We start from the raw sequence: 834 nt of genomic DNA on the forward strand, positions 1-834 counted from the left end.
GCAAGGCGCTGTTGTTGTGCGCCGGTCGCTGCGACGCCAGACGCTGATCGATTATGTGGCGAAGCTTCCGGCCTGCGTAATTGCAATGGAAGCCTGTTGTGGCGCGCATCATCTTGGTCGGCTGTTTGCCGCGCGGGGGCACGAGGTTCGGCTGATGTCGCCGGAATATGTGCACCCCTATGTGAAGGCGCAGAAGAACGACGACCGCGATGCCGAAGGGATTGCCGAAGCCGCCTCGCGGCCGACGATGCGCTTTGTCGAACTGAAGAGCCAGGAGCGACTGGACATCCAGACCTTGCACCGGATGCGTTCACGCCTGGTGGCCGAACGGACCAGCCTGATCAATCAGCTTCGCGCCATCCTGCTGGAACGCGGGAGGGTCTTTCCGGCCGGGCGACGCAAGCTCGAGCAAGGCGTTGATGGCTTGCTTGCTGAGGGTGATGACAGCTTGTCTTCCCGTATGAACCAGTTGATCGCGGAGCTACGCGCGGAATGGCAAGAGCTCGACGCGAAGATCGGGGCGCTGAACGGGGAATTTGTCGAGCTGGCGCGCGGTGATGCTGCCATGCGCCGACTGACAGCGATCCCCGGCGTTGGCGTACTCAATGCAACCGCGCTGGTGGCCGCGGTTGGCGATGGGAGCAGCTTCAGCAAGGCCCGCGATCTGGGTGCCTGGCTGGGTCTTGTCCCCCGCCAACACACAACGGGCGGCAAGCCGCGGCTGCTTGGCATCTCCAAGCGCGGCAACACCTATTTACGCACGCTGCTCATTCACGGTGCCCGAGCTGCCTTGCCGTCGCTGGCACAGAGCGACACGCCGCTCGGACACTGGCT

General features: G+C 63.7%; 1 protein-coding gene. It reads left to right on the plus strand.

From position 1 onward, the window contains the following. A partial coding sequence (locus AC3WJD_RS22035; RefSeq protein WP_492749001.1) for an IS110 family RNA-guided transposase occupies positions 1 to 834 on the plus strand: 834 nt, incomplete at both ends.

The organism is Sphingobium sp. FW306-1B-F04DB (assembly GCF_058781925.1).